13 protein-coding genes and 1 riboswitch are annotated in these 14,739 nt (G+C 71.9%); of the genes, 10 read left to right on the top strand and 3 right to left on the bottom strand.

Features of this window, described 5'->3' with window-relative positions; genetic code table 11:
• The first annotated feature begins 28 nt into the window (after positions 1-28).
• Positions 29-313 (top strand): hypothetical protein, encoded by a 285-nt coding sequence (locus tag Aru02nite_RS22910; protein WP_203661023.1) that lies wholly within the window; start codon positions 29-31, stop codon positions 311-313.
• Between the two features lie 139 nt (positions 314-452).
• Here the strand turns inward: Aru02nite_RS22910 and Aru02nite_RS22915 are convergent, their stop codons facing one another.
• Together Aru02nite_RS22915 and Aru02nite_RS22920 are read right to left on the bottom strand one after the other, a co-directional pair.
• Positions 453-1,427, bottom strand: a complete 975-nt coding sequence (locus tag Aru02nite_RS22915) for a zinc-binding dehydrogenase (protein WP_203661025.1) — start codon at positions 1,425-1,427, stop codon at positions 453-455.
• A 54-nt stretch (positions 1,428-1,481) separates the two neighbouring features.
• Positions 1,482-1,793: an ArsR/SmtB family transcription factor gene (locus tag Aru02nite_RS22920; protein ID WP_203661027.1), complete on the bottom strand. Its 312-nt coding sequence runs from the start codon at positions 1,791-1,793 to the stop codon at positions 1,482-1,484.
• 97 nt (positions 1,794-1,890) lie between these two features.
• Here Aru02nite_RS22920 and Aru02nite_RS22925 point away from each other — a divergent pair, with 97 nt between their 5' ends.
• From Aru02nite_RS22925 to Aru02nite_RS22945, 5 genes are all read left to right on the top strand, one after another.
• On the top strand, positions 1,891-2,865 hold the full coding sequence (locus Aru02nite_RS22925; protein WP_203661030.1) for a DMT family transporter: 975 nt from the start codon (positions 1,891-1,893) through the stop codon (positions 2,863-2,865).
• 157 nt (positions 2,866-3,022) lie between these two features.
• Positions 3,023-3,145, top strand: a riboswitch (SAM riboswitch).
• A 12-nt stretch (positions 3,146-3,157) separates the two neighbouring features.
• Positions 3,158-4,417, top strand: coding sequence for a threonine synthase (gene thrC / locus Aru02nite_RS22930; protein ID WP_203661032.1), 1,260 nt, complete (start codon positions 3,158-3,160; stop codon positions 4,415-4,417).
• A 679-nt stretch (positions 4,418-5,096) separates the two neighbouring features.
• Complete coding sequence (locus Aru02nite_RS22935) at positions 5,097-6,131, top strand: GNAT family N-acetyltransferase (RefSeq protein ID WP_203661034.1); 1,035 nt, start codon at positions 5,097-5,099, stop codon at positions 6,129-6,131.
• A gap of 30 nt (positions 6,132-6,161) precedes the next feature.
• Complete coding sequence (gene paaN, locus Aru02nite_RS22940) at positions 6,162-7,844, top strand: phenylacetic acid degradation protein PaaN (protein WP_203661036.1); 1,683 nt, start codon at positions 6,162-6,164, stop codon at positions 7,842-7,844.
• 191 nt (positions 7,845-8,035) lie between these two features.
• Positions 8,036-8,239, top strand: a complete 204-nt coding sequence (locus tag Aru02nite_RS22945) for a cold-shock protein (RefSeq protein WP_203661039.1) — start codon at positions 8,036-8,038, stop codon at positions 8,237-8,239.
• A gap of 74 nt (positions 8,240-8,313) precedes the next feature.
• Here the strand turns inward: Aru02nite_RS22945 and Aru02nite_RS22950 are convergent, their stop codons facing one another.
• Complete coding sequence (locus tag Aru02nite_RS22950) at positions 8,314-9,750, bottom strand: YeiH family protein (RefSeq protein WP_239076883.1); 1,437 nt, start codon at positions 9,748-9,750, stop codon at positions 8,314-8,316.
• A gap of 70 nt (positions 9,751-9,820) precedes the next feature.
• Here Aru02nite_RS22950 and Aru02nite_RS22955 point away from each other — a divergent pair, with 70 nt between their 5' ends.
• The 4 genes from Aru02nite_RS22955 to groL all read left to right on the top strand — a co-directional run bounded on the left by Aru02nite_RS22955 (position 9,821) and on the right by groL (position 14,687).
• Entirely contained in the window at positions 9,821-10,741 is a 921-nt protein-coding gene (locus tag Aru02nite_RS22955) for a LysR family transcriptional regulator (protein ID WP_203661041.1), read from the top strand.
• 116 nt (positions 10,742-10,857) lie between these two features.
• Positions 10,858-11,736 (top strand): hypothetical protein, encoded by an 879-nt coding sequence (locus tag Aru02nite_RS22960; RefSeq protein WP_203661043.1) that lies wholly within the window; start codon positions 10,858-10,860, stop codon positions 11,734-11,736.
• A gap of 77 nt (positions 11,737-11,813) precedes the next feature.
• Positions 11,814-12,773 (top strand): hypothetical protein, encoded by a 960-nt coding sequence (locus Aru02nite_RS22965; protein ID WP_203661045.1) that lies wholly within the window; start codon positions 11,814-11,816, stop codon positions 12,771-12,773.
• A 294-nt stretch (positions 12,774-13,067) separates the two neighbouring features.
• Positions 13,068-14,687, top strand: a complete 1,620-nt coding sequence (gene groL / locus Aru02nite_RS22970; protein WP_203661186.1) for a chaperonin GroEL — start codon at positions 13,068-13,070, stop codon at positions 14,685-14,687.
• The last annotated feature ends 52 nt before the right edge of the window (positions 14,688-14,739 follow it).

Genomic DNA, 14,739 nt, shown 5'->3' on the forward strand with positions numbered 1-14,739 from the left:
GGCCGGACAGCGAGCGGCGGGAGGCGTCGTGCAGTTCCAGTTCGTCGTCGGGTACACCGAACCGCACCACGTGGACTTCTCGTTCGACCAGTTCGGCGGCCGGCTGGTGATCGCCGTCGACGGCGTACCGGTCGTGAACGAGCTGCGGTTCGCCTCACTCCGCCTCACCAAGCGGTACGACTTCGCCGTCGGTGTCGTCGAGCGCCACACCGTCGCCATCGAGAAGATCCGCCCGCTGATGTTCGCCGGCTTCCGCCCCAACACGTACAAGATCTACGTGGACGGCACCCACCGCCAGACCTACCGAGGCTGATCCCCTCGGCGCCGAAGGGCGCAGCAACCCGCTCAGCCAGCGGGCGTCGGCCACCCATTTCCCTTGGTACACAAGGGATCTGGGTGGCCACGTCCGGTCGCCGCGTACGGACCTGGGTCGGCGAAGCGGTGATGGACGGCTACGGCACGAGCACGACCTTGCCGGTGGTCTCCCGGCGTTCGAGCGCGGCGTGCGCCCCCGCCGCGTCCGCCAGCGGGAACTCTGTGACGGCCGGCACCATCCGCCCGGCGGCCCCGTCGGCGAACGCCTCGTCTTCCAGTTGCCGCAGTCCGCCGGGGAGTCCGAGGACGCGCGGCCCGACGGCGACGGTGACGCTGAGCCCCCGGGACAGCAGATCGGTGTGGGTGAAGGCGGTCGGCGCACCGGACGACCAGCCGAACAGCAGCAGCCGGCCACCGGGTCCGAGCAGGTCGAGGGCGGCGCGTCCGACCGTTCCGCCGACCCCGTCGAGTACGACGGAGACGGCGCGGTCACCGAGCGCCTCGCGTACGGCGTCGGGCCAGGCCGGGTCGAGGTAGTCGACGGCGTGCGCGCCGGCGTCGCGTACCTGCCGGGTCTTGGTGGGCCCGCCGGCGGCGCCGACGACGGTGGCGCCGGCGCGGCGGGCGGCCTGGACGAGCAGGGTGCCGATGCCGCCGGCGGCGGAGGTGACGAGGACGACGTCGTCGGCGGTGAGGTCGGCGAGGTGCAGGATGCCGCGGGTCATCCGACCGGTACCGAGCAGCGCGACGGCGGCCGCGTCGGTCACCCCGTCCGGTACGTCGTGGAGCGCGGTGACGTCGGCGACGGCGCGTTCGGCGTACCCGCCGTTGGCGGCGCCGAGGTGGACGGCGACGCGGCGGCCGAGCCAGCTGTCGTCGACACCGGTGCCGAGCGCGTCGACGGTTCCGGCGACCTCGCGGCCGGGTGTCATGGGCAGGTCGGGCAGCGGCATGGGTGCGGCCTCGCCGGCCCGGATCCGCGTGTCGATGAGGTGTACTCCGGCGGCGGTGACGGCGATGCGGACCTGTCCGGCGGCCGGTTCCGGGTCGGGCACGTCCTCGTACCGCAGGGTCGAGGCGGGGCCGAACTCGTACTGGCGGATCGCGTGCATGGTGTCCTCCTGTCGGTGTACGGCAGGAGCGTGTGGCATGAAGCGGACTTCAGGTCAATGCGCTGTGCCCTGCTTCACGCCGAGGACGGCGTCGAGCAGGCCGGGGTAGCGGCGCTCGATCTCGTCGCGGCGCAGCGACACGAACCGGCTGGTGCCTTCGATGCGGGTGTGCGTGATGCCGGCTTCGCGCAGCACCTTGAGGTGGTGGGAGCGGGTGGCCTTGGCGAGGCCGAGGTCGAACGTGCCGCAGCAGCGTTCGCCGTCGCGGTGCAGTTCGCGGACGATCGCGAGCCGGGCGTCGTCGCCCAGCGCGGACAGGACCGTGGTCACCGGTACGGCGGCCATGTCCGGCTCGTAGAGCTCCATGTGGCAAGGGTAACTCATGTTCGACAAACTTCGAACATCCTCCTAGGGTGAGTCACGTCAATGGTTCGAGTTCTATCGAACAAGGGGTCGCCCGCTCATGTCCAGGTTCGGTTCGTACGGCCTGCCGCTGTTCCCCGTCGTCGTCTGGGGCGGCATGTTCATCGTGATGGCCGGCGCCCTGCACCACGTCGACGCCGTCCACCTCACCGCCGTCCGGTACGTCGTCGCCGCCGCGGTCCTCGCCGCCGTCCTCGCCGCCACCGCCGGCCGCCGCGCGTTCCGTACCGAGGGGCGGCTCGCCGAGGTCGTGGTCCTCGGTGTCGTCGGCATCGCCGGCTTCAACCTGCTCGTCAACATCGCCCTCGGGTACACGGCGCCCCAGAACGGCGCGCTCATGGTCGCGCTCACCCCGCTGCTCACCGTGCTCGTCCGCTGGGTACGCGACCGGGTACGCCCCAGCCTGGCCACCGTCGCGCTGATGGTCGTCGCGCTCGCCGGCGTGGGCCTGGTCATCACCCACGGGCACCCCACCGACCTCGGCGAGATCGGCAGCGGCGACCTGATGGCGTTCCTCGGCGTGGTCGGCTGGGCCGTCTACACGCACGGCGCCGGCCGCTTCGCCGACTGGGGATCGCTGCGGTTCAGCACCCTCACCCAGATCGTCGGCGCCGCCGTGACCGTACTCGTCGCCCTCGTCGCCGACCTCACCGGCGTGACGCACCTGCCCACGCTCGCCGCGTTCGGCGCCGACGCCTGGCAGATCGGGTACATCGCGCTGCTCTCCTCGGTCCTCGCCGTACTCGCCTGGAACGTCGCCATCCGCAAGCTCGGCGCCCCGAACGCCGCGCTGTTCATGAAGCTCGTCCCCGTCGTCACCTTCGCCATCCAGATCGCCCGCGGGTACCGGCCGGTGCCGGCCGAGATCGTCGGCGCCGCGCTCACCGTCGCCGCCCTCGTCGCCACGAACGTGCTCGCCCGCCGCGCCACGGCCCGCGCCACCGCCGGCGTACGCGGTGTCCCGGTCCCCGCGCGCCAGCCCGTCCCGACGCGCCAGTCAGTATCGACGCCCTAGAACCGACCGGGGGCGTGGGAAACCGGGCCGCGGGAACCCGTACGGGCGCCCGCGGCCCTCCTCGTACGCGTCATGTCGGATGTCACGTCCACCCAGTGGGACGTCTCCCGGAGCCGCGGCGCCGACCTCAGTAAACTGCGCGTACAACTTCAGATGCACCTCATCCAGAGGGGCTGAGGGACCGGCCCGACGACGCCCCGGCAACCACCGCACCCGCCTCAGGCGGGACGGCAGGTGCCAATTCCGGCCCGCGACCAGATCGGCGCGGGAAAGATGAGCGAAAGGCACTCGCATGAGCGTCACCGCACCCGCCGGAGCCCCCGCCCGCGCCCTCGTCTGCCGCAACTGCGGCGCCGAGTACCCGCTGATCGCGCAGAACGCGTGCTACGAGTGTTTCGGCCCGCTCGAAGTCGGCTACCACGACGACGTCCTCCGCGCCGTCACCCGCGAGCAGATCGAGTCCGGCCCCGACAACATCTGGCGGTACGCGCCGCTGCTGCCTGCCGGCCAGGACCCCGCCACCCGCGTCACCGTCAACCCCGGCATGACCCCGCTGATCCGCGCCGACGCGCTCGCCGCCGAGCTGGGCATGAAGACGCTGTGGGTCAAGGACGACTCCGCCAACCCGACCCACTCGTTCAAGGACCGCGTGGTGTCGGTGGCGCTGAGCGCCGCGAAGGGCCTCGGCTTCACCCGCTTCGCCTGCGCCTCCACCGGAAACCTCGCGAACTCCGTCGCCGCGCACGGCGCCCGCGCCGGCGTCCCCACCATCGTCTTCATCCCGTACGACCTGGAGCAGAACAAGGTCGTCACCTCCGCCGTGTACGCCGGCGACGTCGTCGCGATCGAAGGCTCGTACGACGACGTCAACCGGCTGTGCTCGGAGCTGACCGAGACCGACGAGTTCGAGGACACGGCGTTCGTCAACGTCAACGTCCGGCCGTACTACGCCGAAGGCTCCAAGACCCTCGGGTACGAGGTCGCTGAGCAGCTCGGCTGGCGCATCCCCGAACAGGTCGTCATCCCGATGGCCTCCGGCGAGCTCCTCACCAAGGTCGACAAGGCGTTCAGCGAACTGATCGACGTCGGCCTGGTGCCGGACTCGTCGTGGCGCGTCTTCGGCGCCCAGTCCGCCGGCTGCAACCCGATCGCCACCGCGCTGCACGCCGACACCGACCAGATCACCCCCGTCAAGCCCACCGGCATCGCCAAGTCGCTCAACATCGGCGACCCCGCCGCCGGGCCGTACGCGCTGGAAGCCGTCCGCCGCACCAACGGCTGGATGGACTACGTGAACGACGACGAGATCCGCGCCGGCATCCAGCTCCTCGCCCGTACCACCGGGGTCTTCGCCGAGACCGCCGGCGGCGTCACCGTCGCCGTACTCAAGAAGCTCGTCGAGTCCGGCAAGCTCGACCCCGACGCCGAGACCGTCGTCTACAACACCGGCGAAGGACTCAAGACCATCGACGCCGTATCGGCCCAGGTCGGACCCACCCACACCGTCGCGCCGAACCTCAAGGCGGTCCGCGCCGCCGGCCTTCTCGGCTGACCGCCAAGTCCGATCCTTCGGTCAAGATCGCACAGAGTAACCGCACTTGACGCCAGCGTCGCGAAGGTGGAGCATATCCGACGCGGGAGGGCATCACGCTCCTGTCCCACACGCCTCGTCGTGTGACGACCCAAGTCCTGCGCTGCGGCGCGGTGAAGTGATGCTCCTCCCGCGCCAATCTCGTTGGTATGTGACGCTGCGGCGAACCCGTTTGCCCGCTCGCGGCGCCGATCCCGGCCTTATGTGCTGACGCACACGGCGGCCGGTCTCGGCTTGCGAGCGAACAAACGGGACTCGCCTCGCTCCCGTCTCCCCACGTCACCCTCAACCCCAAAACCAAGCCATACAAGAGCTTGCCCGGGTACGGGCGGGCGCGTCGCCGCCGACGCGACGCGGGTGGGGTGGCGGTTGGTCGGGCGGATGGAGCCACCGTGCGTTCCGCATCGGTGAGCCCGGCACGAGGGCGGGACTTAGAGGTCCTGACAGGAAGGCGTCGGATGGCTGGCGAGGCTCAGGGCGGGGCTGCCCAGGCGGAGGTGCGGTCGCATACCGGTGTTGTATGCGACTGTGCCGACAACGTCGGCAGCGTCGTCCTGAGTCCGCCGGGCGCCGACAGTCCTTACTGTCAGGACCTCTTAAACCGGTCGCGGGGCGGGCGTGCAGCGGCGACGCTGGTGGCGTGCTGGTACGAGGGTTCTCCGAGCGGGATGACGTGGACAGCTGGCTGGCCGTACGTGAGGCGGCGGCAGCGGCGGACACCCCGGACATGCCACCCGAGTGTCGCGAGGACGTGGTCGGCGGACTGCGGGTGCCGTGGCCGGCGGAACGGGCGCGCCGCTGGGTGGCGGAGTCGGACGGCCGGGTCGTGGCGACGATGATCCTGTCGTTCCAGGAGGTGGACAACCTCGACAACGTCGAACTGGATCTGGTGGTACATCCGGGTTTCCGGCGCCGCGGCATCGGTACCGCGCTGCACGACCTGGCGGTACGGGAGGCGCGCGCGGCGGGGTGCCGGCGGCTGATGTCGGAGTCGGTGCGGGCGCTGCCGGGCGGCCCGGCGTCGGACGGCGCGGGGTCGCTGTTCGCGCGGACGACGGGCGCCACGCTGGCGCAGACCGAGGTACGCCGCAGGCTCGATGTGTCCACTGTGGACCGTACTGGGCTGGCGGCGCGGATCGCCGCGCTGACAACGGATGCGGCCGGGTACACGCTGCTCGGTTGGTGCGGCGCGGCACCGGACGACACGGTCGAGGGCCTGGCCGCGTTGCAGAGCAGGTTCCTGTCCGAGGCGCCGCTGGGCGACCTGGCGTGGGAGCCGCAGCAGGTGGACGTGGCCCGCCGCCGTGCCGGTGAGCGGAGCTTCGCCGCCCGCGGCCGCGTCCGGTACGAGACGGTCGCCCGGCACGACGCCACCGGCGAGATCGTCGCCTGGACCGACGTCAACCGCTACCACCGCCCCGCGGACGTGTGGTTCCAGGACATCACCCTCGTACTCCCGGAACACCGCGGTCACCGCCTCGGCCTGCTCGTGAAGCTCGCGAACCTCGCCCAGGTACTCGACGGCGAGCCGGCCGTGGCCGTACACACGTGGAACGCCGAGGAGAACGCGCACATGATCGCGATCAACGAGGAGATGGGCTTCCGCGCGGTCGACGCCTGGGACGCCTGGCAACTCGATCTCGGCGAGCCGGCCGGGCGCGCCGGAACGGGTTGAGGTCGCCGCCGGACGCGGCATGATGGCGGCATGACGGTTACCACCGAGAGCACGAGCAGCCACCCGCTGTTCAGCAAGCACGAGAAGACGCTGCGCCAGGCGCTGGACACGATCTGGCGGCGCGGCTACTGGTCGGCGTACCCGGAGTCGCCGAGTCCCCGGGTGTACGGGGAGACGGCGGCGGCCGACGGCAAGGCCGCGTTCGAGGCGTACCTCGGCGCGGACTTCCCGCTCGACCAACCCGGCGACCGGGTCGCGACGGAACGCAGCCCGTTCGGGATCCCGCTCGACGTGCGCTACCCGCACACCGACCCGGACACGTTGGTCGCGCGGGCGTCCGGCGCGCTCCCGGCGTGGCGGGACGCGGGCGTCGACGCGCGGGTCGGCGCCTGCCTGGAGATCCTGGCCCGCCTGCACGAGCACATCTTCGAACTGGCGAACGCCGTGCAGTTCACGACCGGGCAGGCGTTCGTCATGGCGTTCCAGGCCGGCGGCGCGAACGCGCTGGACCGCGGACTGGAGGCCGTGGCGTACGCGTACGCGGCGATGACCCGGCACCCCGCCACCGCGTACTGGGAGAAGCCGGCGGGGAAGCGGCCCCCGCTGACGATGACGAAGACGTTCCACGTGGTGCCGCGCGGGGTGGCGCTTCTGGTCGGCTGCAACACGTTCCCCACCTGGAACGGCTATCCGGGGCTGTTCGCCAGCCTCGCCACGGGCAACCCGGTGATCGTGAAACCGCACCCCGGCGCGGTACTCCCGCTCGCCGTCACCGTCCGGTACGCGCGGCAGGTGCTCGCCGAGCAGGGCTTCGACCCGGACCTGGTGCAGCTCGCCGTGGAGGCGCCCGGCGAGGGTGTCGCGTCCGCGCTCGCCACCCGCCCCGAGGTCCGGATCGTCGACTTCACCGGCTCCACCGCGTACGGCGACTGGCTGGAGGCGAACGCCCGGCAGGCGTTGGTGTACACGGAAAAGGCCGGTGTCAACACGATCCTCGTCGACTCGACCGACGACTTCGCCGGCATGTGCGCCAACATCGCGTTCTCCCTGACGCTCTACTCCGGCCAGATGTGCACCACCCCGCAGAACATCCTGGTACCGGAGGGTGGTGTCGACACCGACCAGGGGCACCGGAGCCTCGCCGAGGTCGCGGCCGGGATCGCCGCAGCGGTCGGGAAACTGACCGGCGACGCGGCCCGCGGCGTCGAGCTCACCGGCGCGATCGTCAACGACGGCGTACTCGACCGGCTGGCCGAGGCCGCCGACCTCGGCGAGCCGGTACTCGACTCGCGCACGGTCGAACACCCCGCGTTCCCCGACGCGGTCGTGCGTACGCCGCTGATCCGGCAGCTCACCGCGGCCGACGGCGACACGTACGGGCGGGAGTGGTTCGGGCCGATCGCGTTCGTGGTCGCGACCGCGTCGACGACGGAGAGTCTCGCGGTGTTCGAGCATGTCGTCGGCGAGCGCGGCGCCCTCACCGCCTCGGTCTACTCCACCGCCGAGCCGGTACTCGACGCCGCGGAGCGGGCCGCGCTGACCGTCGGCGTGCACCTGTCCGCGAACCTGACCGACGGCGTGTACGTCAACCAGTCGGCCGCGTTCAGCGACTTCCACGCCACGGGCGCGAACCCGGCGGCCAACGCGTGCCTCACCGACGATGCGTACGTGGCGGGCAGGTTCCGCGTCGTCCAGTCCCGTCGCCCGGTGTGACCTGCGGCTTCACCGTGCGCTCAGATACCACGGCGGCGAAGAGGCTGTGCAGGGTGGTCCCGCTCGTGTAGCGTTTCGCATCGGCCGCAGTACTTCCGGTCGGGCTGGTGTCATGTGCACGCTTCCCGCAGGATGTGTGGCCCCGGCCCGCGACCGCGGTCCGGAGCAGGTTGAGGTAAGGGAAGTGCACCGTGGCACAGGGCACCGTCAAGTGGTTCAACTCGGAGAAGGGCTACGGCTTCATCGCCGTGGACGGTGGGCAGGACGTCTTCGTCCACTTCTCGGCCATCCAGATGGACGGCTACAAGTCTCTGGATGACGGTCAGCGTGTCGAGTTCGACATCGCCCAGGGCCAGAAGGGCCCGCAGGCGGAGAACGTCCGTCTCGCCGGCTGACTTCAGCCCCACCAACGCGTAGCCGGAAGGCGCCAGCACCCGCGGGCTGGCGCCTTCCGGTGTCCCCGGACCCGTTACACGGTCCCGGTGAGCGCCTGGATGCCGAGGCTCGTCAGCGCGACGAGTACCCAGAGGATGCCGCCGGCCACGAGCGGTCGCGCACCCGCCCGGCGCAGCTCGCCGAACGAGATCCCGGTGCCGACCCCGGCCAGCGCCACCGCCACCAGGAACGTCGCGACCGTACCCAGCGCGGCGTGGGCCGCGTGCGGTACCAGGCCGACCGTGTTCGCCAGCGCCGCCAGCAGGAACAGCCACAGGAACACCGGAACCAGGCGCCACACCGGTTTCCGCGTACCGGTCGCGCCGCCGCGGCGCCGCGCGAGTACGGACACGCCGATGACGACGGGCACGATCATCAGTGACCGCACCAGTTTCACCACCACCGCGTAGTTCCCGGCCGCCTGGCTGTACGCGAAGCCGGCGGCGACCACGCTCGACGTGTCGTTGACCGCGGTGCCCGCCCACAGCCCGAATCCGTGGTCCCCCAACCCGAGCAGGTGCCCGAGCGGCGGGAACAGCAGCGCCGCGGCCACGTTGTACAGGAAGATCGTCGACACCGCGTACGCCACGGTCGCCTCGCTGGCGGCGATCACCGGGCTGACCGCGCCGATCGCCGACGCACCGCAGATGCCCGTACCCGCGCCGATCAGGACCCGCAGGTCGCGTTCGACGCGGAGGGCCCGGCCGACCACCCAGGCGCCGAGCAGGCAGACCGCCAGCGTCCCCAGCATCACCGGCAGCGACGACAGGCCGACCCGGGCGACCGCGCCGAGCGACAGCCCCAACCCGAAGACCACCACCGCCGCCTGCAACACGTACCGGCCGGCGAACGCGGCGCCCGGCCGGACCCGCCCCCAGTACGGTCGGCGGCCGAGGGCGGCACGGGCCCCGGCGCCGAGCACGATCGCCACGACCGGCGCACCGACCACCGGCGCGACCGTACCGGCGGCGGTGGCGGCGACCGCGACGGCGAGGGTGAGCAGCAGCCCCGGTACCAGCCGCGCGGTGCCGGCCCCGCCGCCGTCCGCGCCGGTCGACCCCGTGCCGGACGAGTGCGCGCCCGACGAGCCCGTGCCGGTCGAGTCTGTGCTGATGGAGCGCGCGCCCGACGAGCCCGTGCCCGACGTGTCCGTGCCGGTCGACTCCGCGCTGGTCGAGGCTGTGCCGATGGAGCGCGCGTCAGTCGAGTCCGCGCCGGTGTGCGTGCCGGTCGAGTCCGCGCCGATGGAGTGCGCGCCCGACGCGTGCCCGCCCGACGCGTGCTCGCCGGTGGAGTCCGTGCCGGTGCAGTTCTTGCCGAATGAGTGTGTGCCGGTCGAGTGCGCGCTGGGGGAGCCCGTGCCGGACGGGTTCGTCGGCGTGCTGCCGGTATCGGGGGCGTCCGTGGCTGTGGTGTGTGCTCGGCTGGGCGCCGCGGGGGGGTCCGTGCTGGTGGCGGGGTCGGTGGTCACCCTGTCAGCGTCGATCTTGGCGGGGCGGTCGGGTAGTGGGCGATCCACGATGACCACATAGGCTGTGGCTATGGCTCCTGCCGACCCGCCGATCAGCGACCTGACCACCGCCGACCTGGCCAGCCTCCGGCTGTTCGTAGACACCGTGACGCTCGGCAGCCTGTCCGCCGCGGCCCGCCGCCAGCGGATCACGCAGCCGTCCGCGAGCCAGGCGCTGCGCCGGCTGGAACGCCGCCTCGGCATCGAACTGCTGATCCGCACGCCTCGCGGCTCCCGGCCGACGCCCGAGGGCGCCCGCCTCGCCGACCTCGCCGGCCGGGTACTCACCGAGCTGGACGCGTTCGCCGCCGAGGCGCGGGCGTTGCGGTCCGCCGGGCACCGGCACGTCCGCATCGCCGCCAGCTACACCAACGCCGAGTACGTGCTGCCGGCGGTGATCGCCCGCTACCGCGCCGTACGGCCGGACGTGGTGGTGAGTCTGGCGGTGGCGAACTCGGCCGCGGTCGTGGCGCGCGTGCTGGACCGTACGGCGGATCTCGGGTTCGTCGAGGACCCCGGCGCGCACCCGGACCTGGCCGAGACCGTCATCGCCACCGACGATCTGGCCGTCGTCGTGGCGCCCGGCCACCCCTGGGCCCGTCGTACGGTGCCGCTGCCCGCCGCGGAACTCGCCGCCACCCCGCTGCTCCTGCGGGAACCCGACTCCGGCACCCGCGCCACGTACGAGCTGGCGGTGTCGCGGGTCGGCGCCGCCGTGGCCACCCCGCTCGGCGTGATGACGTCGACCGCCGCGCTGAAGACCGCGGTACGCGCCGGGCTCGGCGCCACGCTCGTCAGCCGGCTCGCCGTGGCCACCGAACTCGCCGGCGGTGACCTCGTCGCCGTCCCCGTCGACGGTCTGGACCTGCGCCGCGAGCTGCGCGCGCTGTGGCGGCCGGCGCACCGGCACGCTCTCACCGCCGACTTCCTCGCCGCCCTCGACCGGGCCTGACCGCGGCCGCAACCCACGTCAGGGCAGCGTGTCCGGGCCGTTGGGGCCACTGTGCCGGCACGTCCGCGCTGCTACCGTGCGACGGCTCGATCCCCCGATCCCCCCGAAGGACCGTCGTGACCGACTCCGCCCCGCGTACCGGATTCACCGTGCCACCGCCGCCCACCGGCCCAGACCCGCTCACCGGTGCACCCGGCGACGGCTTCGGCGGCTGGGCCTCGCGTACGGTCGCGGTCTGTCGCCGCAGCATGCTGCCCGGCGTACTCCTCCTCGGCGGCGCCACCGTGGTTCCGGCGGCGGCCGGGGCGGTCCTGGCCGTCGCCATGTTCGACGTCGTGGGAAGCGCCGGGCCGAACGAGCCGCCGCAGCTCCCGCCCTGGCTGTTCCCCGGCTTCCTCGCGCTCTACGTCGTCGCCGGCTACCTGTACGCGGCGGGCTTCGCGGCGACGCTGCGCATGATGGCGCGCGACGCGTACGGCCTGCCCCGCGACTTCGGCGCCACGGTCCGGTTCGGCCTGCGCCGCGCCGTACCCCTCTGCCTCTGGTACGTGGTGGCCGGCGTGCTGATCATGCTCGGCTTCTTCCTCTGCGTCCTCCCCGCGTACTACGTGGAGATCGTGACGGCGATGATCGCGCCGATCGTGGTGTTCGAGCGGTCGCACGCGCTGCGCCGGACGTTCCGGCTGATGCACCGCGACTTCTGGCCGTCGGTGGCGAAGGTGCTGCTCACGACGCTGGTCGCCGGCGCGTTCTCGATGGTCGGGGCGATGGTCATCGAGATCCCGGTGTTCGTGTCCGGCGTCCTCGGCATCCGCGACGGGGCGACCGGCCTGCACCTCGACCCGGTCGTGACGCTGGTGACGTCCGTGGTCGGGATGCTGCTGCTGGCACCCGGCACCGTCGTCGTCGCCGCCGGCCTCCTCACCGGGTACGCGGAGCTGCGCGCCGGCGAGGCCGGGGTGACCGGCGCCGACCTGGTCGACGCGGCGACCTGACCGACGGGCCGGAACCGCCCTGGCCACCCGCTGCTACTGTCCGGCACGGCGTTTCCCGACGAGCACGAGGACCGCAGATGACCGAGCCGCCGTACCCGGGTGACCAGCCGCCGGTGCCGGAGTACGGCTGGACGGTGCCGACCTCGGCGCCGCTCGGCCCGGACCCGCTCACCGGCATGCCCGGCGACGGCTTCGAGGGCTGGGTACGGCGCACCATCGCGCTGTGCCGCCGCAGCTTCGGCCCCGCGGTACTCGTCGGCCTCGTCGCGTACCTGGTGCCCGCGGTGGTGACCGCCGTGCTCACCGCCGTCGTCATGCACCGGCTGAACGCGGTGGTCGTGCCCGCGCAGCCGGACCCGCACAACCCGTTCGGCCCGCTCAAGGACATGGCCCGCAGCGTCGCCGGGTGGTACGCGCTGCTGCTGCTCGTCGCCGTCGCCGTGGGGTACGTGCAGTCGGTGGCGTGGGTGGCGGTCACCCGGCTGATGGCGCGGGACGCGCTCGGCGAGCCGCGCGAGCTGGCCGACACCGTACGGTTCGCGCTGCGCCGCGGCCTCCCCCTCTGGGGCTGGTACGTGCTGGTCTACCTGTGCGTGGTGGTCGGCCTGTGCTTCTGCGTGCTGCCCGGCATCTACCTGGCGGTGGCGATGAGCCTGATCACGCCGGTCGTGGTGTTCGAGCGCGGGCAGCCGGCGATCACCCGGTCGTTCCGGCTGATGCACGCCAACTTCTGGCCGTCGACCGGCCGCCTGCTCCTGCTCGGCCTCTGCTACGGCGTCTACTCGATGATCATCGGCGCCGTGCTCAACGCCGCCACCGGCGTGTCCACCACGTCGTTCAACGCCGGCCTCCAGGGCCAGACCCGGATCCCCGAGTCGTCGATGCTCGCGCAGGTCCTCGTCGGCGTACTCGACACGGCCCTGGCCGTACCCGCCACGGTCGTCGTCATCGCCGGCATCCTCGCGCTGTACGCCGAGCTCAGGGGCCGCGACGGCGACCTGGTGACCGGCGCGGACCTGGCGGCCGCCGCGGCGTGACCGTGGCCTCGGCGCGCGCGGTTCGCTTGCACTCGTCTGGGGAGAGTGCTAAACCTTGATCTGGCACTCGCAGTACGTGAGTGCCAGGGTGCACCCGTTCGATCCGTCGGCCGGGCGCATCCGAAGGTCGGGCGGTGAGGCCAGTCGACCGAGGCACACCAGCTGGGTGCCGCGGGCGTTCGGGTCGTCCGTCGCGGGCATCGACCGACCGTGCGTGTACTTACCGCGCGCCCCCGCGACCCCACCGGGTCGCAGGACGCCTAGGTGTCTGACACACCGGAGGACAACGCCCAAATGGCAAAGATGATCGCGTTCGACGAGGAGGCGCGCCGCGGCCTCGAGCGGGGTATGAACACCCTCGCCGACGCCGTGAAGGTGACGCTCGGCCCGAAGGGCCGCAACGTCGTTCTGGAGAAGAAGTGGGGCGCCCCCACCATCACCAACGACGGCGTCTCCATCGCCAAGGAGATCGAGCTCGAGGACCCGTGGGAGAAGATCGGGGCCGAGCTCGTCAAGGAAGTTGCCAAGAAGACCGACGACGTGGCCGGTGACGGCACCACGACCGCGACGGTCCTGGCCCAGGCCCTGGTCCGTGAGGGTCTGCGCAACGTGGCCGCCGGCGCCAACCCGATCGCCCTCAAGCGGGGCATCGAGGCCGCCGTCGCCAGCGTGACCGAGCAGCTGGCCCAGCTGTCCAAGGACATCGAGACCAAGGAGCAGATCGCCGCGACCGCGTCGATCTCCGCCGGGGACTCGTCCGTGGGCGAGATCATCGCCGAGGCGATGGACAAGGTCGGCAAGGAAGGCGTCATCACCGTCGAGGAGAGCAACACCTTCGGGCTCGAGCTTGAGCTCACCGAGGGCATGCGCTTCGACAAGGGCTACATCTCGGCGTACTTCGCGACCGACACCGAGCGTATGGAGACGTCGTTCGACGACCCGTACCTGCTCATCGTCAACTCCAAGATCTCGGCGGTGAAGGACCTGCTGCCGATCCTGGAGAAGGTCATGCAGTCGGGCAAGCCGCTCGTCATCATCGCCGAGGACGTCGAGGGCGAGGCCCTGGCCACCCTGATCGTCAACAAGGTGCGCGGCACCTTCAAGTCGGCCGCCGTCAAGGCCCCCGGCTTCGGCGACCGCCGCAAGGCGATGCTGGACGACATGGCCATCCTGACCGGCGGCCAGGTCGTCAGCGAGGACCTCGGTCTGAAGCTGGAGAACGTCGGCCTGGAGCTGCTGGGCAAGGCCCGCAAGGTCGTCATCACCAAGGACGAGACCACCATCGTCGACGGTGCCGGCGAGGCGGACCGGATCCAGGGCCGGGTCAACCAGATCCGTAACGAGATCGAGGCGTCCGACTCCGACTACGACCGCGAGAAGCTGCAGGAGCGGCTGGCCAAGCTGGCCGGCGGCGTTGCGGTCATCAAGGTCGGCGCGGCCACCGAGGTCGAGCTGAAGGAGCGCAAGCACCGCGTCGAGGACGCCGTGCGTAACGCGAAGGCGGCCGTCGAGGAGGGCATCCTCCCCGGTGGTGGCGTCGCGCTGGTCCAGGCCGGTACCAAGGCCTTCGACAAGCTCGACCTGAACGCCGACGAGTCGACCGGTGCCGGCATCGTGAAGTCGGCCCTGGACGCCCCGCTGAAGCAGATCGCCGTGAACGCCGGCCTTGAGGGCGGCGTCGTGGCGGAGAAGGTCCGCAACCTCGACGCGGGCCACGGCCTCAACGCGGGCAACGGCGAGTACGTGAACATGCTCGACGCCGGCATCCTGGACCCGACCAAGGTCACGCGTTCCGCGCTGCAGAACGCCGCCTCGATCGCGGCCCTGTTCCTCACCACCGAGGCCGTGGTGGCGGACAAGCCGGAGAAGAACGCGGCCCCGGCCGCGCCGGACGCCGGCGGCATGGACTTCTGAGTCCGACCACCGCACGTCCGAACACCGCGTAAAGCAGGGGCGGATCCCGATC

Source organism: Actinocatenispora rupis, from assembly GCF_016861975.1.
Lineage (GTDB): Bacteria > Actinomycetota > Actinomycetes > Mycobacteriales > Micromonosporaceae > Actinocatenispora > Actinocatenispora rupis.